Here is an 18648-nt window from a genome sequence, read left to right on the forward strand (position 1 = left end):
GGGCCTACAGCCACAGGTTCAGCAGGCGGGCGCCATGGCTAGGAGTACCCGCCAGCAGTTCACCCGACTGGCGGGCAAAGCCCTGGCCGTCGCTGGCCTGTTCCCAGAACTGCCCGCGCATGAACACGCTCATGCTGCTGACGCCGGCCCCGGCTGCCTCGGTCAGGCGCTGCCAGGCGTTCTGCTCGCTGACTTCGCCACGTTGCAGGGCCAGCCCAGCGGTGGCCTCCTGGTGGCGATTGCCACGCCATGGCGCTTCCCAGCTGCCTTTGCCGCTCAGGAACACCGGGTTGGCGATCAGCTGTACTGCTTGCTGTGCCAGTTGTTGGTGGTTTTCCGGGTACCAGCTGTCACTGCCCACCAGTACCCCCAGGCGCCCGGCGGGAGTCTGCACGACTTGCAGCGGGTGCTGGCGGCCGTCGTGGACATAGCGACGCATTTCACTGTCAGGGTATTGCTGGCGTTGGGGCTGGCCCAGTAGCGAGCCGTCGCCGGCAAACACCACGCTGCTGTTGAACAGCGGACCACGGCCGGCATGCAGCACGCCTTGTTTCACGTAGGGTTCGGGCAGCACGATCGAGCCGGCCACCAAGGTGACGCCAAACTCCTTGGCAAGGCCGCCGAACAGTTGCTGGTAGTCTGCGGCCATCTGCTCGGCCTTCATGCGCAGGTGCGCATCGGCACGCCAGTCGTCGCCGTCGGCGCCAAGCATGGCCAGGCCGTAGCGCAGCGGGTTGCTTAGCTCCAGCCATTGTTGAGCCTCGCGGCTCTGAGTGACCTGGTACAGCTCGTTTTTCTCACCGCGCGCCCACAACCAGGTACCGATGTGCTCTGGCAGCACCACCACCGTGCGTGGGCCCACCAGCCCTTGGGCTCGGGCTTGCTCCAGGTAAGCGGCGAGCTTGCGGTGCAGGCGTTGCAGGTTCTGGTAGTCGCCTGGGTAAAGCAGCGGCTCCACACCGAGCAGGTTGCCATGCTCGCCCGGCACGCCATGGTTGAGTGCCAACTCGATGCGCAGGTCGGACAGGTAGTGGCCTTCCGGGCGCTGTTGAGTCCAGAAACCGTAGCCGCAAAGCGCGGCGATCATCACCAGCGCCAGGGCGCTTGCCAGGAGTTTTCGCATGAAGCAGTACGGCACCTTGGACAGTGAGGGTCCCCTAGGTTAGTCGCGCTGTATGCCAGGATCAATAACTTGTCAGTTTCGATCATTGAGCCAATTCAAACGGCTGTTTAATGTCGCTGACAGACAAACGACGGGCCCCGCCGACCAGTGAGGTGCCCGCATACCGTGATCACGCCACCAGGGGACCTTTCCATGGCCGCCGACCGCTACCCGCACCTGCTTGCTCCGCTGGACCTAGGCTTTACCACCTTGCGCAACCGTACCCTGATGGGGTCGATGCACACCGGCCTCGAAGAACGCCCCGGTGGTTTCGAGCGCATGGCCGCGTACTTTGCCGAGCGCGCCCGGGGTGGCGTTGGCTTGATGGTCACTGGCGGCATCGCGCCCAATGATGAAGGCGGGGTGTATTCCGGCGCGGCCAAGCTCAGCACCGAGGAAGAGGCTGACAAGCACCGCATCGTCACCGAGGCGGTGCACGCCGCCGGTGGCAAGGTCTGCCTGCAGATCCTGCATGCCGGGCGCTATGCCTACAGCCCACGGCAAGTGGCGCCTAGCGCGATCCAGGCGCCGATCAACCCGTTCAAGCCCAAGGAGCTGGACGAGGCGGGCATCGAGAAACAGATTGCCGACTTCGTCAATTGTGCGGCGTTGGCCCAGCGCGCCGGTTACGACGGTGTCGAGATCATGGGGTCGGAAGGCTACTTCATCAACCAGTTCCTCGCCGCCCACACCAACCACCGCACCGATCGCTGGGGCGGCAGCTATGAAAACCGCATGCGCCTGGCCGTGGAAATCGTCAGCCGGGTGCGTGGTGCGGTAGGGCCGAACTTCATCATCATCTTCCGCCTGTCGATGCTCGATCTGGTCGAGGGTGGCAGCACCTGGGACGAAATCGAGCTGCTGGCCAAGGCTATCGAGCAGGCCGGTGCGACCCTGATCAACACCGGCATCGGCTGGCACGAAGCGCGTATCCCGACCATCGCCACCAAGGTGCCGCGTGCGGCGTTCAGCAAAGTCACCGCCAAACTGCGCGGTGTGGTGAACATTCCGCTGATCACCACCAACCGCATCAATACCCCGGAAGTGGCCGAGGCGGTGCTGGCCGAGGGGGATGCCGACATGGTCTCGATGGCTCGACCGTTCCTCGCCGACCCGGATTTCGTCAACAAGGCCGCCGCTGGCCGAGCCGACGAAATCAACACCTGCATTGGCTGCAACCAGGCCTGCCTGGACCACACCTTTGGCGGCAAGCTGACCAGTTGCCTGGTCAACCCGCGTGCCTGCCACGAAACCGAACTCAACTACTTGCCTGTGCGCGCGGTGAAGCGTATCGCCGTGGTCGGCGCCGGGCCGGCAGGCCTGGCGGCGGCCACCGTGGCGGCCGAGCGGGGCCATGCCGTGACCCTGTTTGACGCCGCCAGCGAAATCGGTGGCCAGTTCAACGTGGCCAAGCGGGTGCCGGGCAAAGAAGAATTCTTTGAAACGCTGCGTTACTTCCGCAACAAGGTCAAAAGCACGGGCGTGGAGCTGCGCCTGAATACTCGCGTCGATGTGCAGGCACTGGTGGAGGGTGGCTTTGATGAAATTATCCTGGCCACCGGTATCGCCCCGCGTACCCCAGCCATTCCGGGTGTGGAGCATGCCAAGGTGCTCAGCTACCTGGATGTGTTGCTCGAGCGCAAGCCGGTGGGCAAGGCTGTCGCGGTGATTGGCGCGGGAGGCATTGGCTTTGATGTGTCCGAGTACCTGGTGCACCAGGGCGTGGCCTCCAGCCAGGACCGTGACGCATTCTGGAAAGAGTGGGGCATCGATACCCATCTTGAGGCACGCGGTGGGGTGGCCGGGATCAAGGCCGAGCCGCATGCCCCGGCACGGCAGGTTTACCTGTTGCAGCGCAAGAAGTCCAAGGTGGGTGATGGCCTGGGCAAGACGACCGGCTGGATTCACCGCACCGGGTTGAAGAACAAGCGGGTGCAGATGCTCAACAGCGTCGAGTACCTGGGTATCGACGATGCCGGTTTGCACATTCGCGTGGCGGACGGCGAGCCGCAGGTGTTGCCGGTGGACAACGTGGTGATCTGCGCCGGGCAGGAACCGCTGCGCGAGTTGCAGGACGGGCTGGTGGCGGCGGGGCAGTCGGTGCACCTGATTGGTGGCGCGGATGTGGCGGCCGAGCTGGACGCCAAGCGGGCGATCAACCAGGGGTCGCGATTAGCGGCTGAGCTTTGAATGGGCAGGGGCCGCTTCGCGGCCCTTTCGCGACCAAGGCCGCTCGCACAAGGATCGCGTAACCTTTCGCTTCGTCCATCCCTGTAAACTGCGGCCATGCCTGTATTCGACCTTCCTCAAGCCCCCCTGCAACGCCTGGATCTGCCTTGGCTGGCAACCGCACAGGTCGAAGCCGCCATCCTGCGTCTGGACCTGATCGACCCGCTGATCAGCGGCAACAAGTGGTTCAAGCTACGCCATCACCTGGATCAGGCCAGTGCCGATAACGCCCCCGGGCTGATCAGCCTCGGCGGTAACCATTCCAACCACCTGCACGCCCTGGCCGCCGCTGGCAAACGCTTCGGCTTCGCCACTGTCGGCCTGCTGCGCGGTCACGCCCAGGACACGCCAACCGTGCGTGACCTGCAGGCGCTGGGCATGGCGCTGCACTGGTTGGGCTATGGCGGCTACCGCGCACGCAACGAGCCCGGTTTCTGGGGCCCCTGGCAGGCACGTTACCCAGGCTGGCACTGCATCCCCGAAGGCGGTGGCGGGCAAGCTGGCGCGCAGGGCTGCGCGCTGATCATGCAGCAGGCGCAGGCGCAAATTGCGACGCTGGGGTGGTCGGGCTACGACGCCTGGTGGCTGGCTGCTGGAACGGGTACTACCTTGGCCGGCCTGGTGCTGGCCGAGGCGGGGGCACATGCGGTACATGGCGCACTTGCCGTGCCCAGGGCTCATGGTGTGCCGGAGACGGTAGCTGCATTGGCCGGCACGCTTGGTTACCAGCTACACGACGCCTGCCGTGGTGGTTTCGGCAAGTTCGACGATGAACTGCTGGCCTTCATTGCCGAGTGCGAGCAACACACGGGGGTGCCGTTCGAAGCGCTCTACACCGGCAAGGCCCTGCTGGCCCTGCGTAATCAGGTCGCTGCCGGGCTGTTCACGCCCGGCAGCCGCCTGATATTCGTCCACACAGGTGGCCTGCAGGGCCGGCGCGGTTACTTGTAGGGCAGCATGCGCAACAGTGTATTGTCGCGCTGAACATAGTGGTGGTACAGCCCGGCCAGTGCGTGCAGGCCGATCAGCCAGTAGCCCCAGCTGCCGATACGTTCATGCCAGCCCTTGATGAACTTGGCCTGGTCCGGGTTCGGGCCGATCAGGTGTGGCAGTTCCAGGCCGAAGAACGGCACCGGTTTGTCGGCGGCGCTGAGGATCAGCCAGCCGGCCAGCGGCAGGCCGATCATCAGCAGGTAAAGCGCCAAATGCATCAGGTGTGCAAGGCCGGTTTGCCAGGCTGGCGGCTTGGGCACGATGGGCGGGGTCGGGCGGCTCAGGCGCATGGCCAGGCGCAGCCAGACCAGTACGAACACGCTGAGCCCGAGCATGAAGTGCAGGTCCTTCATCAGGTTGCGTTCGGCGCTGTCCTTGGGGAACAGGCCACGCAGTTCGATAAGGGCGTAGACAGCGGCCAGCAGTACCAGCATCAGCCAATGCAGGGCGATGGACAGGCGTGCGTAATGGGTCGCGGGGGTGGATGAAACCATGATCGGTCCTCGTCATCAGGTCGGAATGGCGCTCTTGCTGGCGCTCAGGTACCACTGTAAAGGTTACCGGGAACAAATCTTTGCGCTGGGTCTGTGAAAATTGTGTTGCCTGCACCGGCCTTTTTAACGGGCGACATCATGCCTCGGGTAAAAATGGCCAATTGTCAGCCACCAGAAACACCCGCTCCACCTCCTGCCATACACCATCACCCGCCTGCTCCAACCTCACCAGCAACTGTGCCGGCGCTTGCCGCTCCAGCACATGCAACCATGCCGCAAATTGCTCCACCGTCCAGCATTCGCCTGCTTCGACCCGCGCCGGTGCCAGCCAGGCATGCCGCTGCAGCGGCTGCCAATGCTCACCCTCTGCCATCTCCCAGTCCCGCCGTCGCACCCAGCGCCCGCGCAAGTGCTGCGGGTTGGCCCCGGCGGGTGGCTCGGCATGCCCAGGCAACGGATAGAACAGATAGCCGCCCAGCCATACATGGGCCTGCACCTGCTCAACCCCCAGCGTGGCCAACAGCTCGCGGCTGTGCGCGCCCTTGGACATGGGCAACTGGTGCCCGGCCAGATGCGCAAGCTTGGTCCCCAACCGGTCATGGCAGCCTGGGCCCAGCCAGGTGTGCGGGTTGAGCCCGCCGCCTTCAGGGCCCAGGTACAGCTTGATCGCCAGTTCCAGGTGGTGTACGCCGTCGCCGTCGCGCAGTACCACGTCCAGCTCGCCCAAGGTGCGCCCGCCGTCGCGAATCGCCAGGTTGGCCGCCAGTAGTTCGATGCCCGGCGCCTGGCCCAGGGCGAATTGCCACAGGCGTTCGTAGTAATGCCCCAGGCGCCGGCTGCCCAGTTTCGCCAGCCATTCGCGCAACGGGCGGTCGTCGTCATCCAGCCCGCGCAACCACTGTTCAAGGCGTTGTGGCTGCTGCGCCCACAGGCTGCCTGCCAGCGGGTGGCGCTGGGGGCAGGGCGGGGCGCTGAGCAGTGGCGGCGACAGCAGGGCCCAGGCCAAATCGCGCACGGCGGGGCGCTGCAATTGTCGGGGCAGGTCTTGGAGCAAGGTGAATGGCGTCATCCTGCGAGCATAGCCGGTTTGCCGCTGCCCGGTGCTTTCGCCCATAATCGGCGCATCGTCACCCGCCGCAGAGCCTCGCAGGAGCCCCATGGAGCAATTTCGCAATATCGGTATCATCGGTCGCCTTGGCAGCTCGCAGGTGCTCGACACCATTCGCCGACTGAAAAAATTCCTCCTCGATCGCCACCTGCACGTGATCCTCGAGGACACCATCGCCGAAGTGCTGCCTGGCCATGGCCTGCAAACCTCCACCCGCAAGCTGCTGGGCGAGGTCTGCGACCTGGTCATCGTGGTCGGCGGCGACGGCAGCCTGCTGGGCGCTGCCCGTGCCCTGGCCCGGCACAACATTCCGGTGCTGGGCATCAACCGTGGCAACCTGGGCTTCCTCACCGACATCCGCCCCGACGAGCTGGAAGAGAAGGTCGCCCAGGTGCTCGATGGCCACTACCTGGTAGAAAACCGCTTCCTGCTGCAGGCCGAGGTGCGCCGCCACCACGAAGCCATCGGCCAGGGTGATGCGCTGAACGACGTGGTGCTGCACCCCGGCAAGTCCACGCGCATGATCGAGTTCGAGATCTACATCGACGGCCAGTTCGTCTGCAGCCAAAAGGCCGACGGCCTGATCGTCGCCACCCCCACCGGCTCCACCGCCTATGCGCTGTCGGCCGGTGGGCCGATCATGCACCCCAAGCTCGACGCTATCGTGATCGTGCCGATGTACCCGCACACCCTGTCGGGGCGGCCGATCGTGGTCGATGGCAACAGCGAGCTGAAGATCGTGGTCTCCAAGGACCTGCAGATCTACCCGCAGGTGTCCTGTGACGGCCAGAACCACTTCACCTGCGCCCCCGGCGACACCATCACGGTGAGCAAGAAACCGCAGAAACTGCGCCTGATCCACCCGTTGGACCACAATTACTACGAGGTCTGCCGCACCAAGCTGGGGTGGGGCAGCCGCCTGGGGAGCAGGGACGACTGATGTTCGATCCGGCGCGAAGTTTCGACATCATCGGTGACGTGCACGGCTGTGCGCTGACCCTTGAACGCCTGCTCGACACTCTCGGATACAAGCGCGTGGCCGGCGTGTGGCGCCACCCGCGACGCCAGGCGTTGTTCCTCGGTGATATCGTCGACCGTGGGCCGCGTATCCGCGAGGCGCTGCACATCGTCCACGACATGGTCGAAGCCGGCCAGGCGTTCTGCATCATGGGCAACCACGAGTACAACGCCCTGGGCTGGGTGACCCCGGCGCTGCCCGGCAGCGGCAAGGCCTATGTACGTGAACACACGCCACGCCATGCCCGGCTGATCGATGAAACCCTGACCCAATTCGCCCACCACCCCGGCGACTGGCACGACTTCGTCAACTGGTTCTACCAACTGCCACTGTTCGTTGACGCTGGGCGTTTCCGCCTGGTGCACGCCTGCTGGGACCCGCGCCTGATCGAGCCGCTGCGCCAGCAATACCCCGACGGGCGCATCGATGAACACTTCATCCAGGCTTCGGCGGTCAGCGGCAGTTTTGCCGACACCGTGTGCAACCGCCTGTTGCGCGGTACCGACATGCGCCTGCCGGACGGCTTGACCCTGACTGGCGGTGATGGCCTGACCCGGGCGTTCTTCCGCACCAAGTTCTGGGAAGAAGACCCGCAAACCTATGGCGACATCGTGTTCCAGCCCGATGCCCTGCCCGCGGAGGTGGCCAGTACCCCGCTCAGCCACAGCCAGAAGAACGCCTTGCTGCGCTATGACGAAGACGAGCCGCTGCTGTTCGTTGGCCATTACTGGCGCAGCGGCCGCCCGGCGCCGATCCGCGCCAACCTGGCCTGCCTGGACTACAGCGCCGTGCTCTACGGCAAGCTGGCCGCCTACCGGCTGGATGATGAAACCCGCATCGACCCGCACAAGTTCGTCTGGGTCGACGTCGACCGCCCACAGGCCAACCAATGAACATTATCGAAGTGATGCGCCTGCCGCTGTCGGTCGACCTCAGCGGCTTCGTTCACCTGCTGCAGCGCCTGCAGGTGCCACACCGGGTCAGCGAGGAGGGCGATGCCCAGGTCCTCTGGGCCCCCGATACCCTGGCCCAAGACGTGCTGCAGCTGTACCAGCGCTACCCCGACGGCAACGCCGACCTCGAACTTGCACAGGCCCCTGTGGGAGCGGGCCTGCCCGCGAATAGCCCCGCACAACCCTCCCTGGTAGAACAAGCCAAAGCCTGCAAGGTCACCACCCTCACTCTGCTGCTGTGCTTCATTGTCGCCGGCCTCACCAGCCTGGGTGACAACTTCACCACCATCAGCTGGTTCACTTTCCTCGACTTCCGCGTCCAGGGCGACTACCTGTACTTCAGCTCGCTGGCGCAAAGCCTGGACGAAGGCCAGTGGTGGCGCCTGGTATCGCCCATGCTGCTGCATTTCGGCGTGCTGCACCTGGCCATGAACAGCCTGTGGTACTGGGAGCTGGGCAAGCGCATCGAGCTGCGCCAAGGGCCCTGGATGCTGCTGGGCCTGACCCTGTTGTTCAGCCTGGTTTCCAACCTGGCCCAGCACTACACCAGCGGGCCAAGCCTGTTTGGCGGCCTGTCCGGCGTGCTGTACGGCCTGCTCGGGCATGTGTGGCTGTTCCAGTGGCTGGCGCCCAACCGTTACTTCAACCTGCCCAAGGGTGTGCTGGTGATGATGCTGATCTGGCTGGTGGTGTGCCTGACCGGTGTGGTCGGCACCCTCGGCCTTGGCCAGATCGCCAATGCCGCCCACGTCGGCGGGCTGCTCATCGGATGCCTGACCGGGCTCTTGGGTGGGGCGCTGGCCCGGCGTAAACTGTCGGCTTGAATCAGGAGACTGTATGTCCACTTTCGCGCAAATGATTGAAAACATCACCCCGGAAATCTACGAGAGCCTGAAACTGGCCGTGGAAATCGGCAAATGGTCGGATGGCCGCAAGCTCACTGCCGAGCAGAAAGAGCTGTCGCTGCAGGCGGTCATCGCCTGGGAAATGAAAAACTTGCCTGAAGACCAGCGTACCGGCTACATGGGCCCGCAGGAATGCGCATCGAAGTCCGCGCCGATCGCCAACATTCTGTTCAAGTCGGACTCGGTACATTGATCGAACTCGCTCGTGGCTCGTTGAGCAAAATGGCGGTAAGCCTGCAGGCGCCGGTGGTGCAGTACAGCTTCTGCCTGGATGACACACAGGTGCCGGTCAACCCGCTGATCGGCCAGCGTCTGCGCCTGGAATACCTCGGCGCCATTCACTGCAGCCATTGCGGCAAGCGCACCAAGACCAGCTTCAGCCAGGGTTACTGCTACCCCTGCATGACCAAGCTGGCCCAGTGCGACGTGTGCATCATGGCCCCGGAAAAATGCCACTACGACGCCGGCACCTGCCGCGAACCGTCGTGGGGTGAACAGTTCTGCATGACCGACCACGTGGTCTACCTGGCCAACTCTTCGGGGATCAAGGTCGGCATCACCCGCGCCACCCAGTTGCCCACCCGTTGGCTCGACCAGGGTGCCAGCCAGGCCCTGCCGATCATGCGCGTGGCTACTCGTCAGCAGTCGGGCCTGGTCGAAGACGTGCTGCGCAGTCAGGTGCCGGACCGCACCAACTGGCGTGCGCTGCTCAAGGGCGACGCCGAGGTGCTCGACCTGCCGGCCATCCGCGAGCAGATCTTCGATGCCTGCGCCGACGGCCTGCGCGAGCTGCAGGGGCGCTTTGGCCTGCAAGCGATCCAGCCGCTGCCCGATGCCGAAGTGGTGCAGATGAAGTACCCGGTCGAGGCCTACCCGAAAAAGATCGTCAGCTTCAACCTCGACAAGGACCCGGTGGCCGAAGGCACGCTGCTGGGCATCAAGGGCCAGTACCTGATCTTCGACACCGGTGTGATCAACATTCGCAAGTACACGGCCTACCAGTTGGCCGTGCTCCAGTAAAAAGGACCTGCACATGCGTACCGAACAACCGCAAGTGATCTACCTCAAGGATTACCAGGCGCCCGAGTACCTGATCGACGAGACGCACCTGACCTTCGAGCTGTTCGAGGACCACACCCTGGTTCACGCGCAACTGGTCATGCGCCGCAACCCGGCACGCGGTGCCGGCCTGCCGCCACTGGTGCTCGACGGTCAGCAGCTGGAATTGCTGCGGGCCTCGCTGGACGACCTGGAACTGCAGGCGGGCGACTACCAGCTTGAAGCCGACAGCCTGACGCTGCACCCCAAGGCCGAGCGGTTCACCCTCGACACCAGCGTGAAGATCCACCCCGAGAGCAACACCGCGCTGGAAGGCCTGTACAAGTCGGGCAAGATGTTCTGCACCCAGTGCGAGGCCGAGGGCTTCCGCAAGATCACCTACTACCTCGACCGCCCGGACGTGATGAGCACGTTCACCACCACGGTGATCGCCGAGCAGCATCGCTACCCGGTATTGCTGTCGAACGGCAACCCGATCGGCAGCGGGCCGGCCGAAGACGGCCGCCACTGGGCGACCTGGGAAGACCCGTTCATGAAGCCGGCGTACCTGTTCGCCCTGGTGGCCGGCGACCTGTGGTGCGTAGAGGACACCTTCACCCGCCAGTCCGGCCGTGACGTGATCCTGCGCATCTATGTTGAACCCGAGAACATCGACAAGTGCGACCACGCCATGGTCAGCCTGAAGAAGTCCATGCGTTGGGACGAAGAAGTCTATGGCCGTGAATACGACCTGGACATCTTCATGATCGTCGCGGTAAACGACTTCAATATGGGCGCCATGGAAAACAAGGGCCTGAACATCTTCAACTCCAGCTGTGTGCTGGCCCGTGCCGAGACCGCCACCGATGCCGCGCACCAGCGCGTCGAAGGCGTGGTCGCCCACGAGTACTTCCACAACTGGTCGGGCAACCGTGTCACTTGCCGTGACTGGTTCCAGCTGTCGCTCAAAGAAGGCTTCACGGTATTCCGCGATGCCGAGTTCAGCGCCGACATGAACTCGCGCACGGTCAAGCGCATCGAAGACGTCGCCTACCTGCGCACCCACCAGTTCGCCGAAGACGCCGGCCCCATGGCCCACCCGGTGCGCCCGGACAGCTTCATCGAAATTTCCAACTTCTACACCCTGACCGTGTACGAGAAGGGCGCCGAAGTGGTGCGCATGGTGCGAACCTTGCTGGGTGCCGAAGGCTTCCGCAAGGGCAGCGACCTGTACTTCGAACGCCATGATGGCCAGGCGGTGACCACCGACGACTTCATCAAGGCCATGGAGGATGCCAACGGCGTCGATTTCACCCAGTTCAAACGCTGGTACAGCCAGGCCGGCACCCCGCGCCTGGAGGTCAGCGAAGCTTATGACGCCGCTGCGCAGACCTACAGCCTGACGTTCCGCCAGAGTTGCCCGCAAACCCCGGACAAGGCTGAAAAACTGCCGTTCGTGATCCCGGTGGAGCTGGGCCTGCTGGACGCCGCAGGCAACGACCTGCCGCTGCAACTGGCCGGTGAAGCGACGGCGCAGGGCACCAGCCGCGTGCTGTCGGTGACCGAAGCCGAGCAGACTTTCACCTTCCAGCGCATCCAGGCCAAACCGCTGCCATCGCTGCTGCGTGGCTTCAGCGCCCCGGTGAAGCTGAGCTTCCCCTACGACCGCGACCAGCTGATGTTCCTGATGCAGCACGACAGCGACGGCTTCAACCGCTGGGAAGCGGGCCAGCAGTTGTCGGTGCAGGTGTTGCAGGAGCTGATCGGCCAGCATCAGCGCGGCGAAGCGCTGAAGCTCGACCAGCGCCTGATCACCGCCCTGGGCACCGTGCTCGGCAACGAGTCGCTGGACCCGGCCATGGTTGCCGAAATGCTCTCGCTGCCGGGTGAGGCCTACCTCACCGAGATCAGCCAGGTGGCCGATGTGGACGCCATCCACGCCGCCCGCGAATTCGCCCGCCAGCAGATCGCCGAGCAACTGTTCGACGCCCTGTGGGCGCGCTATCAGGCCAACCGAGAAGTGTCGCGCAGCACCGAGTATGTGGCGTCTGCCGAGCACTTTGCCCGCCGCAGCTTGCAGAACATCGCCCTGTCGTACTTGATGCAGAGCGGCAAGCCGCAGGTGCTGGAAGCGACCCTGGAGCAGTTCGAGCACTGCGACAACATGACCGAGCGCCTGACCGCGCTGGCAGTATTGGTCAACTCGCCGTTCGAAGCCGAGCGTGCCAAGGCGCTGGAAGCCTTTGCCGAGCACTTCAAGGACAACCCGCTGGTCATGGACCAGTGGTTCAGCGTGCAGGCGGCAAGCGCCTTGCCGGGCGGGCTGGCGCGGGTCAAGGCGCTGATGCAGCACCCGGCGTTCACCTTGAAGAACCCGAACAAGGTGCGTGCACTGATCGGTGCTTTTGCCGGTCAGAACCTGGTCAACTTCCATGCGGCCGATGGCTCGGGGTATCGCTTCCTGGCGGACCTGGTGATCGAGCTGAATGCACTGAACCCGCAGATTGCTTCGCGCCAACTGGCGCCGCTGACCCGCTGGCGCAAGTATGACGAGGCGCGCCAGGCCCTGATGAAAGGTGAGCTGGAGCGGATTCTCGCTTCTGGTGAGCTGTCCAGTGATGTGTATGAGGTTGTGAGCAAGAGCCTGGCTTAAGGGCCAAGGGGGCTGCGCAGCAGCCCCCTGCATTCCCGGATAACAAAACATAACACCCCGCCCGTTGTATTCCCGCAAACATCCCCGCTACGATCCCCTCAAGCTATTGCAGGCCTCTAGATCAGGCTTTTCGCAGTACCTGCAATGCATTGACCCACCAACAAGAACACAACAGGGGGCAGTCATGAGGGAACAGCTACAGGCGCCAGCCAGGCGTGGTGCCTGGCCATGGGCGGCCAGCGCAGTGCTGGCACTGGCATTGGGGGTGTGGGCCGACAGTGCCCAGGCCGCCGGGGCCGACGAATATTCCACCGAATCGGCCAAGGCCAGCCAAAGCCTGTTGATCGGCGCCACCCATGCTGGCAAGCGCCTGGTGGTGGTGGGTGATCGTGGCCATATCCTGTTCTCCGATGACCAGGGCAGCACCTGGACCCAAGCCCGTGTACCGACCCGGCAACTGCTCACGGCGGTGTACTTCCTCGACGACAAGCGTGGTTGGGCAGTCGGCCATGACGCGCAGATCCTCGCCAGCAGCGACGGCGGCGCGACCTGGAGCAAGCAATACGAAGACCTCGCCCGTGAAGCCCCCTTGCTCGATGTCACCTTCCTCGACGCCCAGCACGGCTTTGCCGTGGGGGCCTACGGCGCCTTGCTGGAAACCACCGACGGTGGCCAGCACTGGCAAGACGTGGCCGAGCGGCTGGACAACCCCGACCAGTTGCACCTGAACGGCATCGCTCGGGTGCGCGAAGCCGGCCTGTTCATCGTCGGCGAGCAGGGCGGCATGTTCCGCTCCGCCGACAACGGCCAGACGTGGGCCAAGGTACAGGGCCCCTACGAGGGCTCGCTGTTCGGCGTGATCGGTACCGCCAAACCGCAAACACTGCTGGCCTACGGCCTGCGCGGCAACCTGTTCCGCTCCAGCGACTTCGGTGACAGCTGGCAGCCGATCGAACTCAAGGCCGCACGCGGTAACCTCGAATTCGGCCTGGCAGGCGCTACGCTTGTCGATGATGGCAGCCTGGTGCTGGTCGGCAATGGCGGCAGTGTGTTGCGCAGCACCGATGATGGGCAAACCTTCAGCGTGTACAACCGTGCCGACCGCATCGCCCTGGCCGGCGTCAGTGGCTTGGCCAACGGCGGCCTGCTGTTGGTGGGGCAGGGTGGCGTACACCTGGCTGATGCCCAGGGCGCCGAGGGGGTGAGCCGATGACCAGCAGGGAGAGCATTACCATGCACCCGCATCACCAGGACAAGGCCACGCTGCTTGAACGCCTGATCTTCAACAATCGCCCCGTGGTCATCGCCCTGTGCGTGCTGGTCAGCATTTTCCTGTTCTGGCAGGCCACGCAGATTCGCCCGTCCACCAGCTTCGAGAAGATGATCCCGCTGCAGCACCCGTTCATCGAGCAGATGATGGAGCACCGCAACGACCTGGCCAACCTGGGCAACACCGTGCGCATCTCGGTGGAGGCGGTGAACGGCGATATCTTCGACAAGGACTACATGGAGACCCTGCGCCAGGTCCATGACGAAGTGTTCTACATCCCCGGTGTCGACCGTGCCGGGCTGAAGTCGCTGTGGAGCCCCAGTGTGCGCTGGAGCGAGGTCACCGAAGAGGGCTTCTCCGGTGGCGAGGTAATCCCCAACACCTACAACGGCTCGCAGGACAGCCTCGACACCCTGCGTGACAACGTGCTCAAGTCCGGCCAGGTGGGGCGCCTGGTGGGCAACAACTTCAAGTCCAGCATCGTCGATGTACCGCTGCTGGAAAGCTATCCCGACCCGCAAGACCCAGGCAAACAGGTGAAACTGGACTACCAACAGTTCTCGCACCTGCTTGAAGAGAAGGTCCGCGACAAGTTCCAGGCACAAAACCCCAATGTGAAAATTCACATCGTCGGCTTCGCCAAGAAGGTCGGTGACCTGATCGATGGCCTGGTGATGGTGGCGATGTTCTTCGGCGTCGCGCTGGCCATCACCTGGGTACTGCTGTACTGGTTCACCTGGTGTATCCGCAGCACCATCGCCGTGCTCATCACCACCCTGGTGGCGGTGGTCTGGCAGTTGGGGCTGATGCATGCGGTGGGCTTTGGCCTGGACCCGTACTCGATGCTGGTGCCGTTCCTGATCTTCGCCATTGGTATTTCCCATGGGGTGCAGAAGATCAACGGTATTGCCTTGCAGTCGAGTGACGCCGACAACGCCCTGACCGCGGCACGGCGTACCTTCCGCCAGCTGTTCCTGCCGGGGATGATCGCTATCCTTGCCGACGCGGTGGGCTTCATCACCTTGCTGATCATCGACATCGGGGTGATTCGCGAGCTGGCCATCGGCGCCTCCATTGGCGTGGCGGTGATCGTGTTCACCAACCTGATCCTGTTGCCGGTGGCCATTTCCTACGTTGGCATCAGCAAGAAGGCCATCGAGCGCAGCAAGAAGGACGCGACGCGCGAGCACCCGTTCTGGCGGCTGTTGTCGAACTTTGCCAGTGCCAAGGTGGCGCCGGTTTCGGTGCTGTTGGCACTGGTCGCCTTCGCCGGTGGCCTGTGGTACAGCCAGAACCTGAAGATCGGCGACCTCGACCAGGGCGCGCCGGAGTTGCGCCCTGACTCACGCTACAACCAGGACAACAACTTCATCATCAGCAACTACTCGACCAGCTCCGACGTGCTGGTGATCATGGAGCTGCGCTGGCAGGACGCCTACCATCAATTCAGCGCCGCGGAGAACGAGCAGCAGCTCTTCCAGCGGATCGCCGCGTATTCGAAGCGCCTGGGCTTCGAATACTGCTGTTACGGAATCCGGGTGCCGCTGCCCGTGTCGAAATCGGCCGTCGCGATCTTCGACACCTATCCGGACGGCTGGATGGCGCACTATCAGGCGCAGGACTACATCAAGATCGATTCGACGGTCCGCGACGGTGCGCTCACCACCAACATGATCGTCTGGCCGGACGTCGACGAGGTCGCGCCATGCCCGTTGTGGGAAGATGCGCGCGAGGCCGGGTTGTCGGTCGGCATCGCGCAGTCGAGCTGGGCCGCGCGCGGCGCGTTCGGCCTGCTGAGCATCGCGCGCCATGCGGATCGCCTCACGCCTGCCGAAATCGACATGCTCACGCTGCAGACCCACTGGCTCGCGAACCTGTCACATTCGCTGATGAGCGGCTTCATGGTGCCGAAGCTCGCGCCAGCGGCAAGCGTCGTGCTGACGGCGCGGGAACGCGAAGTGCTGTGCTGGACCGCCGAAGGCAAGACGGCATGCGAGATCGGTCAGATCCTCGGCATCGCGGAGCGGACGGTGACTTTTCACGTCAACAACGTCCTCGTGAAGCTTGGCGCGACCAACAAGGTGCAGGCGGTCGTCAAGGCGGTCTCGGCGGGGCTCATCGATATGTTCTGAATGGTCAAGACCCCGTCGGAGAAGTGCTCTGTCCACTCGACCATGGCACCGATCGACGAGCTGATGTGGACCATGCAGAACACGCCGGGCGTGCAGTCGGCTATTTCCCTGGTGACCGTGTCCAAGCAGGTGATCAAGGGCATGAACGAGGGCAGCCTGAAATGGGAAACCCTGTCGCGTAACCCGGACATCCTCAACAACTCCATTGCTCGTGCCGACGGCCTGTACAACGGCGACTGCTCACTGGCACCCGTGCTGGTGTTCCTCAACGACCACAAGGCTGAAACCCTGGAGCGGGTTACCGCCGTGGCCAAGGCGTTTGCCGACAGCCACAACAAGGAGGGCCTGCAATTCTTGCTGGCAGCGGGCAACGCCGGGATCGAGGCTGCGACCAACGAAGTGATCAAGTCAGCCGAGTTGACCATCCTGATCCTGGTGTACATCTGCGTGGCAGTGATGTGTCTGATCACCTTCCGCTCGTTCGCTGCCACGCTGTGCATCGTGCTGCCGCTGGTGCTGACGTCGGTGTTGGGCAACGCACTGATGGCCTACATGGGCATCGGGGTGAAGGTGGCGACCTTGCCGGTGGTGGCGCTGGGTGTGGGAATTGGCGTGGACTACGGTATCTACATCTACAGCCGCCTGGAAAGCTTCCTGCGCGCCGGCTTGCCGTTGCAGGAAGCGTACTACCAGACCCTGCGTTCGACCGGTAAAGCGGTGTTGTTCACCGGTTTGTGCCTGGCCATCGGCGTGTGCACCTGGATTTTCTCGGCGATCAAATTCCAGGCGGACATGGGCTTGATGCTGACCTTCATGCTGCTGTGGAACATGTTTGGCGCGCTTTGGCTGCTGCCGGCCCTGGCGCGGTTCCTCATCAAGCCTGAAAAAATGGTGGGCAAGGAGGGTGGGTCGATTTTCGCCCATTAAATGGCAGGGGGCCGCTTTGCGGCCCCAGGTTATAATGCCGCCACTTCTTCCACAGGTACCCCCATGTCCCCCCTCGCCAACGCCCTGCAGTCCTGCGACATGCTCCTCATCGACGGCCTGCACGCCTTCGACTTCACCGCCGATGAGTCCGGCCTTACCATCGAATGCATGGACGGCCGCCAACTGCGCCGCTGGTCATTCACCCCCGAGCAAGTCGCCGGCGCCGTTGCCACCGGCGATGAGTGGCAACTCAACGATGCCAACGGCGCGCATCGGCTAGTCTGTATGAGTGCCTTTCGCGCCCCGGATGAAGACCAAGATGAACCGGACCTGGACGAGCCTGCTGACCGCTAGCCTGATGAGCCTGACAATCAATGCCCACGCCGCCACCTTGCTGGTGGGCAGCTACACCGATGGCGCCAGCCAGGGTATCTACCGCTACCAGTTCGATGAAAAGGCCGGCCACATCGACCCCACACCGCAACAAGTGGTGAAGAGCGTCAGCCCTTCATGGCTGGTGCTGTCGGCCGACCAGCGCCTGCTGTTCGCGGTCAATGAAACCCAGGGTGGGCATGCCAGTAGTTTCAGCGTCAGTGCCAAGGGTGAGATCAAGCCGCTCAACCAGGTGGCCACCCAAGGTGACGAACCGACTCACGCCAGCCTCAGCCGTGACCAGCGTTACCTGTTTGTGGCCAACTACGCGGTCAAGCCCGACCCCGGCGGCAGCCTGGTGGTGATCCCGGTGGCCAAGGACGGCAAGCTCAAGGCCGTGGTGCAACAGGCCCGGCACAAGGCAAGTGGGGTCAACCCCGAGCGTCAGGCCGGTGCCCACGTGCATTCACTGGTGCTGTCGCCCGATGGCCAGCATGTGTATGCCTGCGACCTGGGTGCAGACAAGGTGTTCATCTACCGCTACGACGGTGCCAGTGTGGACAAGCCGTTGAGCCCGGCAATCCCGGCCTCGGTGGACTTGCCGCCAGGTAGCGGGCCGCGTCACCTGCTGTTTGACGCCAAGGGCCGGCATGCCTACCTGACGCTGGAAATGAGTGGCGAAGTGGTGATGTTCGATGTCAAGGACGATGCCTTGCTCGAGCGCCAGCGCTTGCCGCTGGCCGAACAGCAGGACCCTGCGGCCAAGGCGGCGGGAGGCTTGCACCTGTCGGCAGATGGGCGCTTCCTGTACGTGAGCAATCGCGGAACGGCCAACGAAATCGTTGTGTTCAGTGTGGGCAAGGACGATGGCCAGTTGGCGTTTCTGCAACGTCGCTCGGTGGAAGGTGATCATCCCCGTGAGTTTGCCCTGGACCCCAGTGACAACTTCCTGCTGGTGGCCAACCAGAAGAGCAACCAGATCGTGGTGATGCGCCGCGATCCGCGCAGTGGCAAGCTGCTGGAGACGGTGCAGACACTGAAGCAGGAAGCACCTTCGGACCTGAAGTTCATCGAGTGATATCGATCGGCGTGATAATCGATACTGCTGCAATGAATTTTTGCGTTCGGCGTCGGCGGCGTAAGTTTGACCCAAGGCCCAAACGGGCCACTGTCAAACCACCGCCGTCGAGGTCAGCCCAGATGAACTTCAATCTCTTCCCGGTCATTGCCGCATCCGCCATTTCCGCATCGGTCGTACTGCCAGCGCACGCCCATGCCGACAGCAGCGGCAAGGCTTCTGCTACCCACAGTTACACCGAGCAGTACCTGCGCCAGAGTGCCAATTTCCATGCGGCCCTCAGTGGCAAGCACAACCACTGATGCCAAGCCTCACG

16 protein-coding genes and 2 pseudogenes are annotated in these 18648 nt (G+C 63.7%); 15 read left to right on the forward strand and 3 right to left on the reverse strand.

The window, feature by feature from the left end; genetic code table 11:
• Positions 1-4: 4 nt before the first annotated feature.
• On the reverse strand, positions 5-1123 hold the full coding sequence (locus tag ACNQP3_RS07980; RefSeq protein WP_012271211.1) for a nitrilase-related carbon-nitrogen hydrolase: 1119 nt from the start codon (positions 1121-1123) through the stop codon (positions 5-7).
• A 192-nt stretch (positions 1124-1315) separates the two neighbouring features.
• Here ACNQP3_RS07980 and ACNQP3_RS07985 point away from each other — a divergent pair, with 192 nt between their 5' ends.
• Complete coding sequence (locus ACNQP3_RS07985; RefSeq protein WP_012271212.1) at positions 1316-3352, forward strand: NADPH-dependent 2,4-dienoyl-CoA reductase; 2037 nt, start codon at positions 1316-1318, stop codon at positions 3350-3352.
• Between the two features lie 96 nt (positions 3353-3448).
• Positions 3449-4342 (forward strand): 1-aminocyclopropane-1-carboxylate deaminase/D-cysteine desulfhydrase, encoded by an 894-nt coding sequence (locus tag ACNQP3_RS07990; protein ID WP_264316911.1) that lies wholly within the window; start codon positions 3449-3451, stop codon positions 4340-4342.
• Here the strand turns inward: ACNQP3_RS07990 and ACNQP3_RS07995 are convergent.
• Both ACNQP3_RS07995 and ACNQP3_RS08000 read right to left on the reverse strand, forming a co-directional pair.
• Positions 4333-4878 carry a cytochrome b gene (locus tag ACNQP3_RS07995; RefSeq protein WP_012271214.1) on the reverse strand — a complete coding sequence of 182 codons (546 nt, stop codon included), beginning with the start codon at positions 4876-4878 and terminating at the stop codon, positions 4333-4335. The genes ACNQP3_RS07990 and ACNQP3_RS07995 overlap by 10 nt on opposite strands.
• A gap of 136 nt (positions 4879-5014) precedes the next feature.
• Positions 5015-6037: a DUF1853 family protein gene (locus tag ACNQP3_RS08000; protein WP_060493356.1), complete on the reverse strand. Its 1023-nt coding sequence runs from the start codon at positions 6035-6037 to the stop codon at positions 5015-5017.
• Here ACNQP3_RS08000 and ACNQP3_RS08005 point away from each other — a divergent pair.
• The 13 genes and pseudogenes from ACNQP3_RS08005 (at position 6036) to ACNQP3_RS08065 (ending at position 18634) form a co-directional block, all read left to right on the forward strand.
• Positions 6036-6926: an NAD(+) kinase gene (locus ACNQP3_RS08005; protein WP_012271216.1), complete on the forward strand. Its 891-nt coding sequence runs from the start codon at positions 6036-6038 to the stop codon at positions 6924-6926. The genes ACNQP3_RS08000 and ACNQP3_RS08005 overlap by 2 nt on opposite strands.
• Positions 6926-7897 carry a metallophosphoesterase gene (locus ACNQP3_RS08010; protein ID WP_012271217.1) on the forward strand — a complete coding sequence of 324 codons (972 nt, stop codon included), beginning with the start codon at positions 6926-6928 and terminating at the stop codon, positions 7895-7897. Before ACNQP3_RS08005 ends, ACNQP3_RS08010 begins: the two co-directional genes overlap by 1 nt.
• A complete protein-coding gene (locus ACNQP3_RS08015; protein ID WP_060515090.1) occupies positions 7894-8781 on the forward strand; it encodes a rhomboid family intramembrane serine protease in 888 nt (295 codons plus the stop codon). Before ACNQP3_RS08010 ends, ACNQP3_RS08015 begins: the two co-directional genes overlap by 4 nt.
• 13 nt (positions 8782-8794) lie before the next feature.
• Positions 8795-9055 (forward strand): YeaC family protein, encoded by a 261-nt coding sequence (locus ACNQP3_RS08020; RefSeq protein WP_003260154.1) that lies wholly within the window; start codon positions 8795-8797, stop codon positions 9053-9055.
• A complete protein-coding gene (locus tag ACNQP3_RS08025; RefSeq protein ID WP_264316912.1) occupies positions 9052-9882 on the forward strand; it encodes a DUF2797 domain-containing protein in 831 nt (276 codons plus the stop codon). Before ACNQP3_RS08020 ends, ACNQP3_RS08025 begins: the two co-directional genes overlap by 4 nt.
• 13 nt (positions 9883-9895) lie before the next feature.
• Entirely contained in the window at positions 9896-12553 is a 2658-nt protein-coding gene (pepN, locus tag ACNQP3_RS08030; RefSeq protein ID WP_060493353.1) for an aminopeptidase N, read from the forward strand.
• Between the two features lie 184 nt (positions 12554-12737).
• Entirely contained in the window at positions 12738-13766 is a 1029-nt protein-coding gene (locus ACNQP3_RS08035) for a WD40/YVTN/BNR-like repeat-containing protein (RefSeq protein WP_179027237.1), read from the forward strand.
• A gap of 20 nt (positions 13767-13786) precedes the next feature.
• A pseudogene (locus ACNQP3_RS08040) lies at positions 13787-15238 on the forward strand (efflux RND transporter permease subunit); the annotation flags it as partial.
• Positions 15236-15955 (forward strand): autoinducer binding domain-containing protein, encoded by a 720-nt coding sequence (locus tag ACNQP3_RS08045; RefSeq protein WP_243567400.1) that lies wholly within the window; start codon positions 15236-15238, stop codon positions 15953-15955. The pseudogene ACNQP3_RS08040 and the gene ACNQP3_RS08045, both read left to right, overlap by 3 nt.
• Positions 15956-16882: pseudogene (locus tag ACNQP3_RS08050) on the forward strand (efflux RND transporter permease subunit); the annotation flags it as partial.
• Between the two features lie 63 nt (positions 16883-16945).
• Positions 16946-17236 carry a DUF5629 family protein gene (locus ACNQP3_RS08055; protein WP_060493366.1) on the forward strand — a complete coding sequence of 97 codons (291 nt, stop codon included), beginning with the start codon at positions 16946-16948 and terminating at the stop codon, positions 17234-17236.
• On the forward strand, positions 17202-18332 hold the full coding sequence (locus tag ACNQP3_RS08060) for a lactonase family protein (protein ID WP_226343015.1): 1131 nt from the start codon (positions 17202-17204) through the stop codon (positions 18330-18332). Before ACNQP3_RS08055 ends, ACNQP3_RS08060 begins: the two co-directional genes overlap by 35 nt.
• A 122-nt stretch (positions 18333-18454) precedes the next feature.
• Positions 18455-18634 carry a hypothetical protein gene (locus ACNQP3_RS08065; protein ID WP_012271225.1) on the forward strand — a complete coding sequence of 60 codons (180 nt, stop codon included), beginning with the start codon at positions 18455-18457 and terminating at the stop codon, positions 18632-18634.
• The last annotated feature ends 14 nt before the right edge of the window (positions 18635-18648 follow it).

The sequence above is a fragment of the Pseudomonas sp. LFS074 genome, assembly GCF_047978165.1.
In the GTDB taxonomy this organism is placed as follows: domain Bacteria; phylum Pseudomonadota; class Gammaproteobacteria; order Pseudomonadales; family Pseudomonadaceae; genus Aquipseudomonas; species Aquipseudomonas putida_P.

Coding starts and splice junctions, on each gene's coding strand:
- ACNQP3_RS08065 (WP_012271225.1), top strand. CDS start 18,455: ATGAACTTCAATCTCTTCCCGGTCATTGCCGCATCCGCCATTTCCGCA.
- pepN (WP_060493353.1), top strand. CDS start 9,896: ATGCGTACCGAACAACCGCAAGTGATCTACCTCAAGGATTACCAGGCG.
- ACNQP3_RS08045 (WP_243567400.1), top strand. CDS start 15,236: ATGGAGCTGCGCTGGCAGGACGCCTACCATCAATTCAGCGCCGCGGAG.
- ACNQP3_RS08060 (WP_226343015.1), top strand. CDS start 17,202: ATGAACCGGACCTGGACGAGCCTGCTGACCGCTAGCCTGATGAGCCTG.
- ACNQP3_RS08000 (WP_060493356.1), bottom strand. CDS start 6,037: ATGGGGCTCCTGCGAGGCTCTGCGGCGGGTGACGATGCGCCGATTATG.
- ACNQP3_RS08010 (WP_012271217.1), top strand. CDS start 6,926: ATGTTCGATCCGGCGCGAAGTTTCGACATCATCGGTGACGTGCACGGC.
- ACNQP3_RS07985 (WP_012271212.1), top strand. CDS start 1,316: ATGGCCGCCGACCGCTACCCGCACCTGCTTGCTCCGCTGGACCTAGGC.
- ACNQP3_RS07980 (WP_012271211.1), bottom strand. CDS start 1,123: ATGCGAAAACTCCTGGCAAGCGCCCTGGCGCTGGTGATGATCGCCGCG.
- ACNQP3_RS08055 (WP_060493366.1), top strand. CDS start 16,946: ATGTCCCCCCTCGCCAACGCCCTGCAGTCCTGCGACATGCTCCTCATC.
- ACNQP3_RS07995 (WP_012271214.1), bottom strand. CDS start 4,878: ATGGTTTCATCCACCCCCGCGACCCATTACGCACGCCTGTCCATCGCC.
- ACNQP3_RS07990 (WP_264316911.1), top strand. CDS start 3,449: ATGCCTGTATTCGACCTTCCTCAAGCCCCCCTGCAACGCCTGGATCTG.
- ACNQP3_RS08015 (WP_060515090.1), top strand. CDS start 7,894: ATGAACATTATCGAAGTGATGCGCCTGCCGCTGTCGGTCGACCTCAGC.
- ACNQP3_RS08020 (WP_003260154.1), top strand. CDS start 8,795: ATGTCCACTTTCGCGCAAATGATTGAAAACATCACCCCGGAAATCTAC.
- ACNQP3_RS08035 (WP_179027237.1), top strand. CDS start 12,738: ATGAGGGAACAGCTACAGGCGCCAGCCAGGCGTGGTGCCTGGCCATGG.
- ACNQP3_RS08005 (WP_012271216.1), top strand. CDS start 6,036: ATGGAGCAATTTCGCAATATCGGTATCATCGGTCGCCTTGGCAGCTCG.